The following is an 18705-nucleotide window of genomic DNA, read 5'->3' on the forward strand; positions in this document are numbered from 1 at the left end:
TCAGCGAACAAGAATAAGCGATAGTGCGGGAAATGCTATCACCAGTGCGAGGGCAATCGCCATGATCGCGGCGAATGGGGCCGCCCCCATGAAGACATCACGCAAGGTGATCCGGTCGTCGTCAAGGTTGGCCTTGACCACAAAGGCCGAGATGCCCAACGGCGGGGTCAGCAAACCGATTTCGACCGCGATGATAGTCACGATGCCGAACCAAACCAGATCGCCGCCCATACCCGCGACGATTGGCGCAAAAAGCGGCACGCAGATCAACATGATCGACGTCGAATCCAGGATGGATCCCATAACGAGGATCAGCGCGACATAGGCGACAACGATCCCGACGAAGCCCAATTCAGAGGCGCGCAGCCAGTCGCCCAGTGCATCTGGAAACCCTGACAGCGCCAGCATCCGTGAATACATCGTTGCCGCCACGAAGAGTATGCAGATGGCAGCGGTGATGTATCCGGTCTCGCGGAGGACCTCCCAGAATGTCTGAAAGCTTAATGCGCGGCGGACAAGTGCGATGACCAGCGCACCGAGTGCGCCGACGGCACCGGCCTCTGTCGGGGTGAAAAGCCCTCCGTAAAGTCCCCCGAAAACCGCACCGATCAGAATGACCACCGGCGCGAGTTTGGCTGCAACGGTTTGCAGAGGCATTGGCGGGCCGTCCAACACACGTGGTGCGCCAAGCGTTTTTGGCGCAAAATGTGCAGCACCCAGAATACCAATTGCATAGAGGACTGCGAGCATCAGGCCGGGAATAACGCCCGCAATGAAAAGATTGCCGATCGAGACCTCGACCAGAACACCGTAAATAATGAGGAGAAGGGACGGAGGGATCAGCATACCCAGCACGGATGATCCGGCAACGACCCCGACGGCGAAGCGTGGTGCATAGCCGCGGTCGATCATCTGGGGGACGGCCACCTTGGTGAAGACCGCAGCGGATGCAATCGAGACACCGGTGATTGCCGCGAAGATCGCATTCGCGCCGACTGTCGCAATACCAAGCCCACCCTTGATGCGCCGAAACGCGGTCTCGGCAACATCGTAGGCGTCACGCCCAACCCCCGCCCGTTCAACCAGCAGCCCCATCAGAACAAAAAGCGGGATCACCCCAAACACATATGACGAGATGGAGTCCTTGGCCGCCAGCCCGATCAGCCGCGCTGCAAGTTCCGGATCACCGCGCAGTGCCCAGACCGCAAGAAAGGACGTGAGTGCAAGCGCCACTGCGACATGCAGGCCCAGCCAGATCAGGCCCACCATTCCCACAACCGACAATAGACCGACTGTAGCTTCGATGCTCATGGCTGGCTCTCTTTCCAGGTGATGCTGCGTAGATAGATCGCTGCACAGGTCAGTGAACCAAGAACAACAATGAGGCTGATTGGCCAAGTCGGAAAGGTGATGACACCCAAGGTGCCGACATAGTCGCCGCGCGACCATGCCTTGGTCAGGATCGGCCAGGACGCATAGGCGATGCATCCAAACAACGCGGCACCCGCCAGACCGAACATTCCAGCAAACCAAGGGTGCAATCGTGGACGCTGCGCCAGGATCAGCTTTGCCAGCGCGTCCGATTTGATGAAACGCCCCGCCAGAAGAGCGGAGGGTGCCTGCAAAAAGACAATGCCTGTAATCGACAAGGCGACGAGCTCGGGTATGGCAGGAAGCGGTCGATTGAGAAACGAACGCATCCCCACATCGAGGTTGACGACGACGAGCAAGGCAAGCGTCGCGAGCGCGCCAAGCCCGGCGAACGCGGACGCCACGATGGCGAGCACGCGATCAACAGGATGGATTGTTTTGGTCTGTACCAAGACGCTATTCTTTGTCCCAGTCGCGCAATGGCGTCTCACCCGCAGCGCGTAAGGCATCCATGTAAGCGCTCAGCACTTCGGTGCCCGGCAGTCCGGCAGCATCCTGTCGCGCCGCCCAGTCTCTTGGAATGGCTGGCAAAGCGGCGGCCCATTCTTGGCGCACCTCTTCGGAGGGATCAATGATCTGACCGCCGTCAGCGGAAATTTTGTCATAGGCGCCCGCGATCAGGTCTTCTTGGTCAGAGAACATAGCCTCGGCGAAGGCGTCCGCACCGGCATGTAATGCGGCACGCACTTCCTCGGGAAGATCCTCGTAGAAGTCCGCATTCGCGGAAAGCCCGGCCGCGAATGGCGCACCAAAGTTGACACGGATCATATAGGGCGCGACCTCTGCGATACCTGCAGGCGCCGCGGCGGTGGCAAAAACAACTGCTCCATCACAGACCCCTGTCTGGATCGAATTGTAATATTCGCCGAGGCTTGACGACACTGGCGCAGCCCCCGTTCCCTGGATCCAGTTGGCCGTTGGTCCAGGCGCGCAAATACGTCGCCCTTCCATATCCGCAACACTGTTTACCGGTTCCGTCACAAACAGGTGGTAGCTGTCGATGGCAAACCCGCCACCCAGAAAGACCTGATCTTGATCAGCCCAGGCCTGCATCATAGCGGGTGTCTTCGCCTGAATTTCCGTCACGATCTGAGCTGCAAGCCGGGGATCGTCCGTGCCAAATGGCGCTACGTAAGCGACGTTTTGCAGTGGGTAGAGTGACGGATTGAAGAGAGTCGGATTGTAGGCCACCTGCGCAAGACCGGCAGCGACCGCATCGCTTTCACCGCCCGGTTTGGCAAGCGACCCGCCGTAGGCCTCATTCCAGTCGATGGAATGACCGGTCCCTTCAAGTGCGGCATCCACGGCTGGGATGAAAGCTTCCGTTAGGTTCTTGACCCAAATAAAGATCGGTGGATGGCCTGCCACGATCGTCACGTCGATTGTCTCGGCAGCCATCGGTGTGGCTGTTGCCATGGCAATAGCCATAGCACCTGTCAAATGTTTCATGATGTTCCTCCCTTTGCCACTTACCGTGGCGCTTCTTTGGTTTGCACTGCTGCACATCACAGCACCTTGGTTGACTCTGCAGACACTGCCTCCCGCAGTCCCAGCGCGGTGAGCGTCGTTGTTCGTTTGCTCCGCAGATCGTCTATGAGGGCTGCTTCGGATGTGGCACGGGCCTCGGCGGCTGCGATCACGGCATCGAGATCGGCTTGGGCCACGCAGACGACCCCGTCTGCATCCGCAATAATCCAGTCGCCGGGTGATACGCATGCAGCGCCAAGCACAAGAGAAACGTCGGTCTCTCCCAGCTTGTCTTTGGCTGGTCCGGGCACAGCCAGACCGGCCGCATGCACTGATAGGCCCATGGCCTGAATCTGTGTGGCATCGCGAATAGCCCCGTCAACCACCAAACCCGCACAGCCTTGCGTCAGCGCGGCAGCGGCCATCACATCACCCCATAAGGCTGTTTCAAGGTGACCCCCTCCATCAACAACCAGTACTTCGCCAGAGCGCAGCGTCGGGACCATGTGATGCAAGGTCAGGTTTTCGCCCGCTGGCACCCGCGCGGTGCGTGCTGGACCTGCAAATGCACCGCCAGTTACAGGCCGTAGGCGCGGCGGCAGAGCACCTTTCTTACCTGCGGCTTCAAACAAAGTCGCGGCCCCGAGTTCTGTAAGACGGTTGGCTCTTGTCATGCGACCGTATTCTCCAGCACCGGCAGACCAGTAATCTCGATCCGCACGACATCGCCGGAGGAGATGTATTGCCCTGTGCCCGCACCGACGCCCGGTGGCGTTCCAGTGGCGATCACGTCGCCGGGACTCAGGGTCACGCGGCTAGAGATGAAGGCGATCAAGGTCGGAATGTCGAATATCATATCCGAGATCGGTGCATCCTGACGAACGTCACCGTTCACCTTGGTCACGACGCGCACCGTGCCTGCCTCAATGGCATCACGCATTTGTGTCATCGGCACAACTTCTGGGCCTATTGGAGTGGACCGGTCAATCGACTTGGCTGAAAACCAGTCAAGGTGGACGGTATCGCCCGCTTTTACCTTGAAAATGTCTCGCGCCGAGACATCGTTGAAGGGTGTCACGCCCGCAATATGATCAAGCGCATCTGCCTTGGAGATATCGCGCCCGCCCTTACCAATGATGATGGCCATCTCGCCTTCATAGTCGAGCTGTTTGATCATCGACGGAGGATCAATTGGATCGTCAGCGCCGATCATGCATTCTGGCGCTTTGAAGAACAGCAGTGGCGTTTCAGGAATCGGTTGCTCTGCCTCTTTGGCATGATCGACATAGTTCAGCGCCACGCAAAGAATTTTGCCGCCTGGATCAAGTGCCGGAAGCGGGTGCAAGGTTTTGAGATCCACGGTTTCACCTTTGGCGCAATCCAATGCAAGCGCATCGACCAGCGTTGCTGCGTCCAGCTTTGTCGCAGTGTCACCCTCTACGAGAGCATAGGCGGCACCCGCCTGGTTTTGATATCTCAAAATACCCATCAAATCCTCCATTTAGTGCACGATAAGCAAATCGTGTACGATTCTGCAACACCAAAATTTTGTACTCGGAACTCTCCCCTGCTATCCAATCGAAATGGGCCGGATCCACGCCACGAGACGGCGCGCCCCAATGCACAAGATGGAAAGTCGGCTTTGGGACGCGAGTTTTTACGGAGAACTTGCGGCGGAAAGCGGCGCGGTGTGTTCGTGCTCGGGCCACGTCCATGCGGTCCAGAGAATTGCGATTAGAGCCACAATCTCGATGACGAGGTGGAAGGTGTCATCCATGTCGGTGGGGGCCGAGGAAAGGAGCGTACCGGTTGTGACGATCGCTGCAAGAAAGGTGACAGGGCGACCAATCCTGCGGGTTAGCAGGAGCGAAAAGAGCACCATCGCAATCGGCACTTGGACGAGGAAACCGCCCAAAAGCATCAGCCCTTCAGTGATCTCAATGCCGTTGTAATGGCCTGTCAACAGCATCTCGATATGGGACGCGAGGACAAACTGGTGAATGTCGCGAAAGATGATGTTGAGCAATATGAACAGCCATAGGGCCGACAGAAGAATATGGGGATCGAGCCGTCTCATTTAGGTGTCTTCTTTCTTTGTTTCTGGATTTTGCCGGTATCGGGCCGGGAGCACGACCGGGTTCAGATCACTGCACCGGATGCGCGCACCGCAAAGGCGCGGCGGATCAGGAATTCTGCAATCGCAAGTTTGATGGCCCACGCCCCGACCATCAGTACGTCACGGGAAAACCCCAGCGGCTCAATGTCAAAGAGGCCCATCGTGACCAGAAAGAGCGCGGTCTGCGTTGAGGCCCCTTGGCCGATTGCGTAGAATGCCTCCTCAGCTTCGGCTGGCGTGATGTATCCGATGGGTTCGAGCAAGCGGCGGTTGTTAAACCAGTCGACCCATTTGAGGGTTTCCCACTCGACCGCGTCAGCGGATTTCCATGGTCCCAGTCTGTGGATGACCTCCGCTTTGAAGAGACCAATCATCGTCTCGGCCAATGCAGTGTCATACGAGTCACCGACCGTGCCCACGCTGGGTTCCAGCCCAGCATCCGCCAACCGTTCGGTGTATTTGATCGACACATATTGGCTGCCGCGATCGCTGTGATGGATCAGGCTGTCACTGGGCCGTCGCTCATAAAGTGCCTGCTCCAAAGCATCCAAGACAAACTGGGTTTGCTGTGACCTTTATGCACGCCACCCGACGATCTTGTTTGCGAAGGTGTCGATGACAAATGCCACATAGACAAAGCCTTGCCAGGTCGAGACATAGGTGAAGTCTGATACCCAGAGTTGGTTGGGCATCGTTGCACGGAACTGTCTGTTCACACGATCCATTGGACACGGCAGGGCTTTGTCAGACCAAGTCGTTTTGATCTTCTTGCCGCGCCTGACACCTTCAATCCCAATATCACGCATGAGCCGTTCGACCGTGCAGCGTGCCAGATCATGGCCCTCACGGAGCATGGCACGCCACAACTTACGTGCACCGTAAACAGATCGATTGTCTTCCCAGAGCTGCTTCATTGCAGGTCGTAATTGTGCGTCCCGTTCGGCGCGATCCGATGCAAGGTCTGGATCACGCTCGATCGCCAGATGCGCATAGAACGTCCCCTCTCGTGACATTTGCTTTGCAAATGCACTGCCGGGCAATGGAAGGGGCAATCTGCAAAACGCGACAGATCGGCTCGACCCCACAGACGCCTCGATGCTCTTTGATAAACGCAATCATTTCCGAAATGGCCGGTCGAGCTCCGCCTGCGCAAAATACGCTGAAGCTTCCTTCAGGATTTCATTGGTCTGCCGAAGCTGCCGGTTCTCACGCTCAAGTGCCTTGATCCGTTCCCGCTCGGCGGTCGTCACACCATCGCGTCGACCGCTCTCAGTCTCAGCCCGCCGAACCCAGGCCCTGAGCGTATCAGGGCCACAACCAATCTTGGGCGCAATTGATCTGATCGCAGCAGATTGGCTGTCAAATTCACCCTGATGCTCGAACACCATCCGCACAGCACGCTCCCGCACTTCCGGTGAATATCTGTTTCCACATTTGTTCTTTTCCATAACCCAGTATCCTTACTTCTGGGTCTCCGGCAAACAAGGGGCGGTTCAGAACCCCTTGACTCGGACGGCACCGTTACCGAAGTCCTGACCCTAACGCAGCGAATGACTGCTATCCGCCCTTCTGTAAAAAAATAACGTGCTGCTAGTGCGGAAAGTAGAGATCTGAACTGCGCGCGAGTGCCTTTCTGATTAGGTTTGGCGCGTTTGCTGCGGTGCAGGAAAGGTCTTTGCTAATTTGCGGAGGTTTTCCCAACAAGAACATCGTCTGCAAGCTAAGCGATGCTGAAACCGTAAATTTCTTGACGAAGGAAATTGGTGCAAAAGGAGGATCGACTTTTTTGCTCACCAACCCCCAACACCCAGCCTAGACCATGCGAAACGCTGGAAAATAGCGGAAGAAGACACGGTGTAATTTACGCAACCCGTTGAATTCAAACATTTTTACTAAAATTTATGGTGCCCGGGGGCGGAATCGCCTTCAAGACCTAAGTAGCTGTTTTAATTTCATTTATCTCTCCCATTACTTCGGATATACCCCCAAAAGAACCCCCCGCAGAGAATTGCTTTAAATCGATTTTCCGCTCCTAAAGACCACGCGCGCCTTCCTGAAAAACGCTTGAATGAAATGTTCCTAAACTCAGATACCCATTTTCCCAGACGGGCCACCATTCCGTTTTTTCGAGAGAAACGCGCAGAATTTAGTGATGCCCTGATCTGATTGGGCCGATCCACGTTAAGGCCGCGCAACAGGAAGGGCTAAATCCCGTGCATCTCGCGGCTTCAGTACTCGTGCCGAGAGTGAAGTTGATGTTGATAGCAAGTCACATTGAAAAATGTGTTCCTTAGTCATCTATTCCATATTACCCCTGTTCAGGAAGAACTGCTGGACGGATCAAACATTTGCCTAAGAATATTGTAATATTGTGCGACGGGACCTCGAATGAAGTTTCCGAAGACAGGACCAACATTTTGAGACTTTTTGGATGCCTCAAGAAATCTCCTGAACAATCCGTTTTTTATGATCCTGGAGTGGGCACGTTCGGCGCTGAAAATTCAGCTTCATACTATTGCAGAAAAGGCGTCGAAATTTGGGGGCTAGCAACGGGCTGGGGGTTGGACGCCAATGTAAAAGAGGCCTATCGATATCTCGTTCACAAATATCAACACCGACCAGCTGAAGTTGATGGCCCGGATTCGGATCGAATTTTCATTTTCGGCTTTAGCCGGGGCGCATACACCGCAAGGGTCCTTGCAGGCTTTATTCATGCTGTCGGGTTGCTTCATCCCGATAACCTCAATCTCCTAAACTACGCATATCGTGCATACAAAAGTATAGGTGAAAACACAGACCGCGAGAGTAGTGACCGTGCGTTTGCTGAAGTTCGCCTTTTTGAACGCATTCTTCGCCCAACCCGACCCAAGATTCACTTTCTAGGTCTATTCGACACAGTTGGCTCAGTGATTGAAAGTGGGAGACTTGGTCCAAGGCTGAGGTCCCACGCGTTCACAAGTGCAAATCCTAGCGTCAGGTGCGTCCGACATGCTGTTGCATTGGATGAGCGCAGAACTATGTTTCAACCTCAGCTATGGCCCGCAGGCAAAGTACACCGCCCACAGCGTTTCAGTCTAAGACTAGAGGTGGAGCAAGATGTCAAAGAGGTGTGGTTCGTTGGATCACATGGCGATGTCGGCGGTGGGTATCCGGAACCTAAAAGCTCCATTGCTAAGATTCCTTTGGATTGGATGATTAACGAGGCACGTTCCTCGGACTTGGAGCTTAAGACACGCACCGTAAACACCATTGTGCTTGGTAAGAATGGTGGGGATTATGTCGAACCATGCACTCAGGCCCCGATGAACAATTCGATGACCAAGGGATGGTCCGTTCTTGAGGGTATCCCTCGGCTTCAACATCGTCATATTCCAACCACAAGAAAGAGTGTGGCGGGCTTTTATATACCTTGGTTCGAAGAGCGATGTGTCCCAGCGGGCGCTAATATCCATTCATCGGTCTTTGCACACAGTGCTGGACCGAACGCGGTTCAAAGATCGAACATTCCAAAGAACCACGTGGTAGTTTAAAGCTATTTTGATAGTCGCGAGGCGCATTACATTTTTCACGAAGCGTTTGAAGATCGGGCGGAATTAGTCCAATGTCTCATGTAACAAGTAGACCGTTTCTGTGTGTAGCCGCACTGCGCAGCAGATAAAAATGGGCAGCTAAGGATATCTTTTACTTGGGTTTAGGGTAGAAGCGGTGGCTTTGTGGGTTCTACATGTTAAAAATTGCCGAACGACGGGTGTTCAACGAAGCTCCAAGGCGATAAGTTGTTTAATAATAATTAGGGGTTAGGCATGGCGAACAGCAAACAACTCATAGCAATGATACGCAGCCATGCATCAGGTGACGAAGAACGCTTCTTCGCCGTCGCAGATCACATTGTCAGCGATTCACGTAAGGCCGGTCACCATCGAATGGCAGACGAGATCGCTAAGTTAGTCGGAGAATTACGCGCGGAAACCAGTGAGCGCCGTGCTTCTTCTCGTCCAACTCTTATCGCAGCTCCTCGTGGCGAACTCACATCACTGGTTCGCGCGTCATATCCGGACACTCGGCTCTCCGATGTAGTCCTCGCTGACGACGTCGAAACTAGGCTTCGCCGAATTGTTCGCGAACATCGGGAACGGCAAATACTAGCGGACATGGGCCTCCAGCCGCGGCGAAAGATCTTGCTGTCAGGGCCGCCTGGGACTGGCAAAACACTGACGGCTGCGGCCATCGCCGGAGAACTCGGCTTACCCTTGTTCACTGTGCTGCTTGACGGAGTGATTACGAAGTACATGGGGGAAACAGCAGCCAAGCTTCGGATCGTTTTCGATGCGATGCAACAAGCTCGGGGCGTCTACTTCTTTGACGAGGTAGATGCGCTCGCTACTCGACGAGGTGCTGAGAATGACATCGGTGAAGCTCGCCGCATGTTAAACTCGTTTCTCCAGTTTCTTGACGAGGATTCCTCGGGCAGTCTCATTCTAGCAGCTACAAACCACCATGAATTGCTTGATCGGGCGATTTTTCGGCGCTTCGAGGCGACTGTTCAATATGCGTTGCCGCCTCCAGATCATGTACGCAGGATTCTCACTCAGCATCTCCCTCAGTTCGATCTCGCCGAAGTTGAATGGAACAAGATTTCAGCGGCCGCTGAGGGTCTAAGCCAAGCTGAAATCGTCGCGGCTGCAGACGATGCGGCTCGTGATGCAGTTCTTGAATCAAAGGGCATTCTTACGAACGCTATCCTTTTGCGCGCCATCGGTGAGCGAATTCATTTAAAACTCTAGTGTATAGCAAGCACTCACAAAATTAGATTGTCGATGATTAAATATGACGCGTTATAGGCACACGATTCTCCGGGGACTGGGAGAGGCTTCTAAAGATTTCGAACCGTACGGCGGGGGCAGCACTCTTAGGCCTCGAAAGGTTGATGATCGATCTTTACACACACAACAATTGAGAGGGGATCTTGCCACTCTGGGAAACCACGTTCGCGAAATACGCCGCGAGCAAAAAGATCTTGGCATCCCTGCCGATAAATGCGGTGTAACCGTTGCGGTCTCTTCCCGAGAAGGTCAGCAACTTGAAGTAGGCGATTCACGTCGCGCTAATAGTCGTGGAATGAAATTGCTTAATGTGCAACGCTCAGCTGATACAAGAGGGCAGCGTGGGCGTGATCGAGCTATTTATTTTTTAACGGAAAACGCCATTAAAAGCTTGGATAGTTCTCTCTCAAAGTACCATGATTGGGTTGATGAAGATTCCGCTTCCGCAACATTGAACGTATTTGACGAAGGAAACGGCAACGAACTAGGTAATGGTAACCGCCCTAGAAACTTCTGGCTTTTCGAAAGTGCCTCATCCTTTAGGGTCGCAAAGCTCGAAGACTTATGGACCGATCCACAAGAGAACTTCCCACGCGAGAAGGGCGCTGTTGAATGGGAAATTTGGGTGCGTTCTCCGCAACGCGCTTATTTCGATACTGCAGTGGTTCGGCTAGGAATCAAGCTGACAGGCCATCCAACAGAATTTACTGATATAACCGTATATAATGGCCTTGCAACGAAAGCATCCCTCGAGAGACTTATCGAACAGAGTGCAGCAGTGGTCGAGTTGCGAGGCGCATCCAACTTTATTGCGGAGCACGCGCTCCTTCCTCCACCAGAGCGGCTTCAGCAGATACAACAGATAGCCCAACGAGTGATTCCTGCGCCAGCGTCTGCGCCTTGGATCAGCCTCCTCGATACAGGCGTCAACTGGTCCCACCCCTTACTATCATCGTCCCTGCCAGCAGAACGCTGCCAAACGGTGGCAACGGCATGGAACCGGTTTGATAGCGATGGCCACGGGTCCAAAATGGCTGGGATCGCACTATATGGAGACTTGGGCGAGGTCGCTTCTATAGCCGGGCCGGTAACGCTGGAGACGGGCTTGGAATCCATAGTTGTATTCGACCCAAAAAGTTCGGTTCGGATACCAGCGCGAGATGCAATCTTGCGCGGAATAACAGAGGCAGAGACGCGGGCAGCACATCCGAGAGTCTACTGCCTTGCGGCAACTACCGTTGGAGAACCAGAAGATGGCAGGCCAACATCTACGTCAAGCACACTAGACGCCCTTGCGTTTGACAGAGGCACACAGATGCGTCTCTTCTGCGTTGCTGTAGGAAACGTGGAAGCTACCATAACAGAACCGTATCAAACACAATTTTACGCCACTCTAAATGGCGAACACGGCATTCAGTCGCCCGCGCAGGCACTTAATGTGCTTGCAGTGGGAGCTCTAACCAATAAATCTTCCGGACCGTCTCCCCTCGCCATTGCGGGGGGGCTGTCCCCAAGGTCTCGGACTGCAAAACCTTGGGAAATAAGACGACACAAGCCGGACATTTTAATGGAAGGCGGAAACCATGGGATCGACCCTAGCGGCACGACCTCCCGCCCACACGGCCCTGACATGATCGCAACAACGTCTAATGACCCAGTGCGCCAACCCATTACTCTTACAGGTGACACCAGCGCCGCTTGTGCGGCAGCAGCCCGTTTGGCAGGTAGGGTGATGGCGAGATATCCTGCAATGCGACCAGAAACGGTAAGAGGGTTGATCGTACACTCGGCCGAATGGACCCCCACTATGTGGGCACACTGGCAGACTCTCATCGACGCTGGTGAATCTGAGCAGCAAGCAACTCTTTCTTTGCTTGACTGCTTTGGTTGGGGCGTTCCGAACGAAGAACGCCTATTCTGGAGCGCTGAGAATGCGCTCACACTCATTTCTGAAGACGAGCTCCGACCTTACAAAAAGGAGGAAGGAAAAAGCGTTACTTTGAAGGAAATGAAATCGGTTCGGCTTCCCTGGCCGGATGCTGCCCTCAGGGCCCTCGCTGCAACTGAGATCGAACTGCGTTGTACGCTATCCTACTTCATACAGCCCGATCTACACAGTGCAGGTTTGGATCGTCAGCAATATTATCCCTCTCACGGCCTGAAGTTCGACTTCCAACGGTTTGGCGAAAGTGAGGAGCGCACCCGGAAGCGTGTAAACAAGGCAATCATATCGCACGATCCTCAAGCCTCGGATGAAGGTTGGGTTCTTGGCCGTGAAAATCGTCCGCGTGGAACGCTCCATCACGACATCTGGCGTGGACCGGCCTATCAGCTTGTTGATCGTCAGATGATAACTGTTACGCCGATGCGTGGATGGTGGGCAAATGGTGGGTTAGAAGTGGCTGATGTCCCAGTCAGATACAGTCTTATTGTGTCGATAAGAACACCGCAGACAGCAAATGATCTTGTTGCCGAAGTTCGCTCACTAATTCCGGCAAATCTTCTAGTTGATGTTCCTAGTGTAGTCAGGACCTAGGAAATTTTGCCATCACGTCACCGTGTGCCAAATATGCGAATGCGGAGATTGATATATCGGACTGCAACCTACGCGCTTTTAACAAGGCCTCTCCGAGGTTGCAGTTTTCCTTAACCAGTGACGGAAGTACTTCTTGAACAATTGCAAGGGCCACATCGTCCTGCACCTCCCACAAAGGGGCGACTAGTCCTCCAAAATCACGGGCCGCAATTGTAGCGCCCCAGCCAGCATTCATTCCCAAGAGACGTGATCCTGCAGAGGTTTCACATGCATTAAGTACAACAAGGGTCGCATCATGGGAGCCCAGCACCACGGTCCCCTGGTTGACATCCAATATTCTTATCGGACGGTCCTCCATTTCGATGCCACAATTGAAAATCCCAGTTTCAAACGAGCCGTGACCTGCAAAATGTAGGATTCCGACTGGAGCCCCGTATTTGCCGTCCAGTACATTTAAGAAGTTTGCGCTAGTCGCCTTGCAGGCCACAGCACCGAGGTTGGCGCACAGCCACTCGCCTTCGGCCTTGGCGGATGGCAGCGGGCTATCCCCCGCAGTATAGTTTGGTACGAATGAGAGCAGTGCGCCACCGGGAAACTGGTGCCTACGAGGCTTTGCGTTGTTCAGTGGCCAGCGCGCAACCGGGTGCTCAAGGAATAGATGGTCGACACCTTCCAGGTCGGGCTTCATCATTTCCCAAGGAATGTGGGGGTCATCGCTGATAAACTGGATCGGAAAATTGCCCCCAAGCTCTGTGCGCAGTTCAGTGTACGCGGCCCGGAAGTGCTCAGGTGTCGTTTCCCACAGGAGTTGTCCAACGCCCGCCATTGCACGTCTAAAACCAGCAGAATCCATATCCGGACATGTCTCAAGTAGACTGCTGGCGAACTCTTCCCCCCCGTTGGCCAAATTGATCTGGCCGCTTGATTCCCGAATTCTTCCTGGGACCAATGCTGTCCACATCCAAGTTTGTGATCCATCGTTGTTGCAGATGATTTTAATGGAGAGACTTGGACCGCTCGCTTCTGCAGCAATTGCTATCATCGGTGCAATCTTGTCGTCGTTGTCAGGCTTTCTAGTTGCCTGGCCTGCATGGGACGTCAAATCATGACTCATGTGTCCGCAAACTCGCGTTCCGTGCTGGAAAGATACTTGCAACTGCGCAGTGGTTCCAATGACAAATTCGTTCGATACAACCAACCTAAAGCTGGCAGGCCTCGACGTTCCATTGGCCAAGATCGTGACTGTGTCACTTTCAGCAATTACTTGAGTGGCCCAAGGCGCAAAAAGCTGAACCCGAATTGGAATCGCTTCCCAATCAGGTGTAAAACTTCCTAGGGACATAGCTGGCGTATCTAAACACAAGTCCGCCTTCAGATCGATCTCAATGCGAACTTCTTTTCCTGGAGACAGCTCGCCTCGCGTTTCGATCTTGGGACAACGCAGCACTTCGACCGCATCAAGAGAGCTAGTTACGCCTGAGCTTAATTGCTCTGGATGAACCTGCGTGGTCTCAACAGTTTCCGGGCTTTTTCGAGGTTCAGTCTGATTGGAGTTCGAATGGTCTGGTGAAGGGGCTGTAAAAACTTCGTCGGAGTTTGGCGATGCCTGATCTGGAAGTGTCTCGATTATCTCAAAATAGTCGTCATATCCATCGCTTGCGGCCTCAAGAAAACCGGCAACGACGAGTTCGTTACGCACCTTAAGCACGCTGTCAAAGCCCAAAAGTAAACGCTTTGCATCACCCTTGCAGTCTTCGCTCGCTACTTCGCCTTGCAGGATCAGAGTATCGCCCTCCAAATCAACCATAAGATTCGTCACAAGCCCTCTATGACGATCTTCAAGTTGCCTCCTCAGCTTGTCACACAGTTCTGCAACGTTGCTCCATTCATGCTCCATCTGCTATCCTCGTGCGCCTAATCAGCCCCAATTTGATGTCCCTAACGGCCTCTACCATGTTAGACCTCGTTTCTTGCTGCATTGCCAATGCCGATCATTGGCACGCCATAACGTCGATCTCGATCATCCCTGGTGTCCCAGTCGGATAGCGTGCCTCGTAATCGTACCGTTGCTTAGCCGTTGCATTGTCCCAAGGTCTTGTCCGGTCAGTGTCGTAGTTAAAATGTAAGACCTTTCGCCCTTGCGAACCAAAGTGAATGAACTTTGCGATTGCCTGGGGGTCTGGGTGACTATGGATGTTCCCGTTCGTTGATAGGACAATATGCCTACAATCGATACGTTCAACGAGCTCTCGCGATATGTTTTTCGTGCTGCCGTGATGCGGTGCCTTTAGAAGGTCAACGCGGTAGCGGCCACCTTCGGCATCGGCCAGAGGACCAAGTGAATTTACTAACAAATCGGGATGGGCGTCGCCTCCAAATAGAACTCGGCGGCCTTGCCATTCAGCAACAAAAGCAATGCTCGTGCCATTAGGAACTTCCGAGTCGATATCTGTATCCACTACTAGGTCTTCGACAACAAGTGGGTTAGGGAGCGGCTCTTTATTTCGATTAGCAGAGGCGCGTGTTCCTTCTCTCGTGGCAGCTTTACCCTCAGTATCCTGCTTCCGATACCACCTTGTCCAACGTTCCCCCATCGCCTTAAGACGAGTGGAGTCTGGCGAGAGAATACTCAATTTGAGCCCCGCCACCTCTATAGGATTCGGCGCGGTTTCAATGGATGCCACACCACCAGAAAAGTGCCGATTAAGCGGCCAGCCTAGTTTAGCCAGCGCGGCCGAATACGCGTCGCCTTGCTGCATGCTTCGCCGTCCCTCGCCCTTTATCTGCCTATAGCCGTTGAACCACACATCTTTGGGTGCAATTGGCCGTCTACTGTCTTTCAAATAAGAAAGCGCTCCAGAAATGTGATCGGCATCAATGTGCGTGAGGACATACAATTCAAGTTCCTCACCATTTTCCGCCATTCGGACAAATTGCTTTTTGAGATAAGGATAAGTCCCCGCGCGACCTCCATCGACGACCATGTGTTTCAGAGGCCCACCGTCGCTCCAAGACAGGATCAAGCAGTCACCGTCCGATGCGGGTAATAGCTTTAAGCTAAACAATGACATTAGATTTTCTCCTCAAAAATGTTTTTGTTCACTACGGTCAACCAAAACGCTTTATCAACAATCGTTGAAGTAGGGCCTAGCGCGCTTTTTCTGACACCTCAACATTCCATCAATTCGTTCTTAGGAACTAATACCTGCTCAGTTCTAATTCGGTACAGATTCGTTGGGAGACTATTTTTGTCACTCCGGTCTACGATGTGTGACGAAGATCGATTTGTACGGCAACCTCACGATCACATCCGGAGTGACGCCCAGGGTTACGAAGACCGCCCTGTTTCTGACAAGACGGCTTTCCGCATAGCGGATTTTGACCCGCAGAGCATCGAGCAAAACGATGGAGTACGCCGGTGCCAACGCGCGGTTTTGGCAGTCGTAAACCTCCGCCAGAACTGCGTCAGTGCCGTGGCTGACAAGGTCAGCGGACAACGTCAGGTTATGAACTTTTTCAAGACGAGCACAGATATCGCGGGTCGGCAGGCCAGCGGCATAAAGCCCGACAATCTAGTAAACCACCCCGTCAATCGGGTCTGACCCTTCTGGACTAGTTCAGGTTTAAAGCTGCCGTCATGGTCACGCGGGATGCCGACGGAAACCGCACCATCATTGCCCTTCAGGAACCTTGCGTACCGCCCCATTGGGGCGATTGGCCCGCTGACTGGCAGGTTCTCCGTTCGGCTTATTACTACGGGGTTCAGTCAGTCAGAACGAAGCATTCGCTCCATCAGCCGGACTTTTTGCTCCTTGATCGGCCAATTGTCGTCTAGAAAATCTTCTGGCCGGTCACCCCGTGGTTTTTATATCGACCATATGTGTCGCTTGGGTCCTTCTCCCCCCTGGAGAGTGCCCAGGGGGTGCGCAGAGCCCCGGTAAGGGAAAATTTTCTGAATTTTTTGGGTTTGAAACCTAGATTTTTCCTTTCTGTCCCGGATGTCCATGTTGTCCAAGCTAAACTAGAAGTCGCAGAGTCTCTTGTATGTTGTCATCTTCATCCCGATCGGACTGGTCATCTTGGACATCTTGGGTTTCGTCCTCCCATAGTATTCTGCCGTTAATCTTTGTTTCGAAAGCCTTTCGCACTTCATGCAAAACTGGAAATGCGTACATCCGCGATCGAGAACCGGAGATAGTGGGTCTTCGATCCTGCAGGCCGGGCACAAGTTCCCGAAGTTTGCGACCAAAAACCTCGGAAGTCACGGTTTCACCCTGAAAACGAGAGCTTCGGACATAGTCATCATAACTATTTCTCAAAGCCGACCTCTCCACCAAAATTTCGGTCTCATGCCACTTCTCTCCATTGAAGCCAGCCATAGGTAGAACGCCATCCGACAAGACGTCATACCACCAACGTTCCAGGCCTGAGAGTGACGCCAGTTTCTGCTCTACCAAAGCGCCGGTCTGCGGAACGTTGCGGACTTCGAAATCAGAAAGTTCATGGTTTATCAGGTACTCCAAAAATGCGGCAACACCATCCTCGCCAATTTCACTGTAGAGCGCGTCGAAATAATCACGGTCCCCAATTCGAGCATCAGAAACATTGAAGACTGCGTAGCGGCGTTCATCTGCCGAAGCTGGAACAACCCAGTCTTCATTCGTAGTCAAAAACAGTCGAACGAAAGACGGAATGGTAATTGGGTCGATGCCTTTCCGCTCCAAGGTTGTGGTTTCACTTGTGATAAGCGCCTGGAGCGCTCCTTTGTCTTGCTTAGAACCCGCCCAGAAGGCCTCCTCCACATGTGCAAATAGAGCTGTTTCGAAGTGGGCATTAAATTTTTGCGTCAGCAGGTCTGGCCGATTGATATGTGCTGTGTGGCTATTGCCAACGATTTTTTTCATAACCACAGCCAGGGTATCTTTGCCAGCGCCCTTGCCACCTTTGAACACCAAAGCGACCCCTGGTTTTTCACCGGGTCTTTGGATCAAATGGGCGAGCCACCCAATAATGTAATCGAAGTGTTCTTGGTTGCCGTTTGCAAGAACTTCGAAGATGTGACGAAGCAATAATTCGGCTGACTTGTTCGCTCCAGGGGATATGGCCCACCCCCTCCACAAATTAAGCTCATCTGGCTTCACCCGCGATTCATCAGGAAGAAAAACGACCCGATTGTACTGACGGCGGTCCGAATGGCCCAGCCAATATCTTGAGATCGGCTGCCGCCGATTGGAGTTTATGATTGGGAGCGTGCGATTGGCATACCACTTATGGACATCTTCCACGGAACCGAATTCAATCCCGCCAAGTTCATCGAACCACGCTGCCAATATGCGTCCGCCGTTTCTGACGACAGCGTGACGGATGTTGAGTTCCGCTACGACTGGATCATCACTTCCCCAAGTCAGACCTTGAGGATCCTCATCAAGTTCGCTGAGAAGATCGTCGCCCTGGCGTTGGACATGTTCGAGGGCTCTGTTCCAGGAGCGACGAAGTTCGCGGTCGGAAGCCCTGTTGCCCCACTCACCGGCATCACCTGTATCCGACTGCAAACGACTAATCGCTTCGTGTTCGTCGTTAATACCTTCTCGGGCAAGATTTTGAAGGAAGCGAAATCCGTAGCCGCTCCCGCTCTCATCACGTGCGTGTGCGCCTAGCCTTTTGAAGGTTGCCCCTGCATACGAAATAAGCCACTCAAGCTGGTGTTCGCTTACTTCGACCAATCGACCAAAAAGCCCGGTTAACTCGTCAACACCGGCTTCAAGATCATAGGAATCCCCTGTGACGGTAAAATAGCTATGCTTAATGTGAAGTTCGATCCCATAGTGAGTTCTGTGCTTCCATTCTTTCTTCTTTTTCCCATCGATGAGCTTGCACGGGTCTTCTCGCGAACGGTAAAGGAAAAAAATCTTCAAGCCAGTTCCAGACGGCGATAGTTCCGCGTATGCCCCGAGCTTTTTCAAGATTTCCTTAGCCCAGACTTCAAGGTCTTTGTTCTTCGGATTGTAGCATCCGTCTAAGTCCACCCCCATAAGGTAGAGGCCCGGTTCAATCTCACCCAGAACAATTCCTACGCCTGGTTTAGCATTATTCTTGGAGGCGCTTGCAACAAAACGATCAGCATGAACTTTTATGTCCCAAGTCCGGGGATCGTTGTTTTTCGCATTGCGCCCACTCCGCGGGCAGATCGGAGCTTTATTAAGTTTTCCGTTTTCCATGAGGGTGCCGGTGTAGGCGACCCAGCGCTTGACGCCCTGCATGGCCAAAAGTGAGAGTGGTGCTTTCGACATCAGGTTACCTCTTATTGAGAGGATGTCTGGGCAACTGTTACC

The 18705-nt window shown here is 53.3% G+C and carries 13 protein-coding genes, 1 pseudogene and 1 other annotated feature; of the genes and pseudogenes, 3 read left to right on the top strand and 11 right to left on the bottom strand.

What is annotated here, in order from left to right:
- The 7 genes and pseudogenes from JNX03_RS08680 to JNX03_RS08715 all read right to left on the bottom strand — a co-directional run bounded on the left by JNX03_RS08680 (position 1) and on the right by JNX03_RS08715 (position 6462).
- Complete coding sequence (locus JNX03_RS08680; protein ID WP_203211979.1) at positions 1–1311, bottom strand: TRAP transporter large permease; 1311 nt, start codon at positions 1309–1311, stop codon at positions 1–3.
- Positions 1308–1823, bottom strand: coding sequence for a TRAP transporter small permease (locus tag JNX03_RS08685; protein WP_203211980.1), 516 nt, complete (start codon positions 1821–1823; stop codon positions 1308–1310). The genes JNX03_RS08680 and JNX03_RS08685 overlap by 4 nt, the downstream gene beginning before the upstream one ends.
- 4 nt (positions 1824–1827) lie before the next feature.
- On the bottom strand, positions 1828–2880 hold the full coding sequence (locus tag JNX03_RS08690) for a C4-dicarboxylate TRAP transporter substrate-binding protein (RefSeq protein ID WP_203211981.1): 1053 nt from the start codon (positions 2878–2880) through the stop codon (positions 1828–1830).
- Positions 2881–2936: 56 nt separating this feature from the next.
- Positions 2937–3572, bottom strand: a complete 636-nt coding sequence (locus tag JNX03_RS08695) for an RraA family protein (protein ID WP_203211982.1) — start codon at positions 3570–3572, stop codon at positions 2937–2939.
- Entirely contained in the window at positions 3569–4387 is an 819-nt protein-coding gene (locus JNX03_RS08700; protein ID WP_203211983.1) for a fumarylacetoacetate hydrolase family protein, read from the bottom strand. The genes JNX03_RS08695 and JNX03_RS08700 overlap by 4 nt, the downstream gene beginning before the upstream one ends.
- Before the next feature lie 168 nt (positions 4388–4555).
- Positions 4556–4975: a DUF6326 family protein gene (locus tag JNX03_RS08705; protein WP_203211984.1), complete on the bottom strand. Its 420-nt coding sequence runs from the start codon at positions 4973–4975 to the stop codon at positions 4556–4558.
- A gap of 62 nt (positions 4976–5037) precedes the next feature.
- A pseudogene (locus JNX03_RS08715) lies at positions 5038–6462 on the bottom strand (IS3 family transposase).
- Positions 6059–6175, bottom strand: a sequence feature (AL1L pseudoknot). (Overlaps the previous pseudogene by 117 nt.)
- Before the next feature lie 900 nt (positions 6463–7362).
- Between JNX03_RS08715 and JNX03_RS20710 the strand changes: the two are divergent.
- The 3 genes from JNX03_RS20710 (at position 7363) to JNX03_RS08730 (ending at position 12373) form a co-directional block, all read left to right on the top strand.
- On the top strand, positions 7363–8544 hold the full coding sequence (locus tag JNX03_RS20710) for a T6SS phospholipase effector Tle1-like catalytic domain-containing protein (protein WP_203211985.1): 1182 nt from the start codon (positions 7363–7365) through the stop codon (positions 8542–8544).
- A 273-nt stretch (positions 8545–8817) separates the two neighbouring features.
- A complete protein-coding gene (locus JNX03_RS08725; RefSeq protein WP_203211986.1) occupies positions 8818–9798 on the top strand; it encodes an AAA family ATPase in 981 nt (326 codons plus the stop codon).
- A 334-nt stretch (positions 9799–10132) separates the two neighbouring features.
- Positions 10133–12373 (top strand): S8 family peptidase, encoded by a 2241-nt coding sequence (locus JNX03_RS08730; protein WP_203211987.1) that lies wholly within the window; start codon positions 10133–10135, stop codon positions 12371–12373.
- Here JNX03_RS08730 and JNX03_RS08735 read toward each other — a convergent pair.
- The 4 genes from JNX03_RS08735 to JNX03_RS08750 all read right to left on the bottom strand — a co-directional run bounded on the left by JNX03_RS08735 (position 12363) and on the right by JNX03_RS08750 (position 18663).
- The gene (locus tag JNX03_RS08735; protein WP_203211988.1) at positions 12363–14270 is read right to left on the bottom strand and encodes a CHAT domain-containing protein; all 1908 of its coding nucleotides are present in this window, start codon (positions 14268–14270) and stop codon (positions 12363–12365) included. The genes JNX03_RS08730 and JNX03_RS08735 overlap by 11 nt on opposite strands.
- A gap of 94 nt (positions 14271–14364) precedes the next feature.
- Complete coding sequence (locus tag JNX03_RS08740; RefSeq protein WP_203211989.1) at positions 14365–15444, bottom strand: ComEC/Rec2 family competence protein; 1080 nt, start codon at positions 15442–15444, stop codon at positions 14365–14367.
- A gap of 180 nt (positions 15445–15624) precedes the next feature.
- The gene (locus JNX03_RS20715) at positions 15625–15945 is read right to left on the bottom strand and encodes a transposase (RefSeq protein WP_203212188.1); all 321 of its coding nucleotides are present in this window, start codon (positions 15943–15945) and stop codon (positions 15625–15627) included.
- A 444-nt stretch (positions 15946–16389) separates the two neighbouring features.
- Positions 16390–18663: a primase-helicase family protein gene (locus JNX03_RS08750; protein ID WP_203211990.1), complete on the bottom strand. Its 2274-nt coding sequence runs from the start codon at positions 18661–18663 to the stop codon at positions 16390–16392.
- Positions 18664–18705 lie beyond the last annotated feature (42 nt).

Origin of the sequence: Sulfitobacter mediterraneus (assembly GCF_016801775.1) — a bacterium.
GTDB classification, from domain to species: Bacteria; Pseudomonadota; Alphaproteobacteria; order Rhodobacterales; family Rhodobacteraceae; genus Sulfitobacter; species Sulfitobacter mediterraneus_A.